Here is a 485-nt window from a genome sequence, read left to right as displayed (position 1 = left end):
GAACTGAACTGGTTTAATTGAGCCGGACACTTTAATAATGGACAATGTTCTAATATTGAGGTGTTAAATGACAAAACGTAAAAATAAATCTTATACAACTGAATTTAAGCAAGAAGCTGTTGCTTTGGTAACAGAGCAAGGCTATTCAGTTTCAGAGGCCGCAGCCTCTTTAGGGATAACCACCAAACTTATTTATAACTGGAAAGCTAAACTAGAAGAGCAACAAGCTGGCAATTCACTCAATGAAGATGAGCGAGCAGAGCTAAAACGCCTGAGAAAAGAAAACAAAGATCTCAAAATGGAGAAAGAGATCTTAAAAAAGGCCAGCGCCTTCTTTGCGAGAGAAATGAAGTAAAGTACCAATTCATCAAAGAGAATAGCCAAGCTTATTGCGTTATTAAATTATGTGCAGCGATGAAGGTGAGTCGTTCAAGCTATTACGCATGGCGGAGCCGTCCAGCAAAGCTTATAACGGCCGAAGATTT

1 protein-coding gene is annotated in these 485 nt (G+C 39.2%); it reads left to right on the top strand.

Annotated features, from left to right (window positions below; genetic code table 11):
- Positions 1-67 precede the first annotated feature (67 nt).
- A complete protein-coding gene (locus L1068_RS21865) occupies positions 68-355 on the top strand; it encodes an IS3 family transposase (RefSeq protein WP_054981612.1) in 288 nt (95 codons plus the stop codon).
- Positions 356-485: the final 130 nt, after the last annotated feature.

Origin of the sequence: Pseudoalteromonas sp. MMG024 (genome assembly GCF_021654175.1) — a bacterium.
Taxonomy (GTDB): domain Bacteria; phylum Pseudomonadota; class Gammaproteobacteria; order Enterobacterales; family Alteromonadaceae; genus Pseudoalteromonas.
The sequence above is the reverse complement of the archived record's forward strand: the minus strand, read 5'-3'. Positions and strand labels throughout refer to the sequence as shown.

Excerpts from the sequence above, each read along its gene's own strand:
- L1068_RS21865 (WP_054981612.1), top strand. The coding sequence starts at position 68 with ATGACAAAACGTAAAAATAAATCTTATACAACTGAATTTAAGCAAGAA.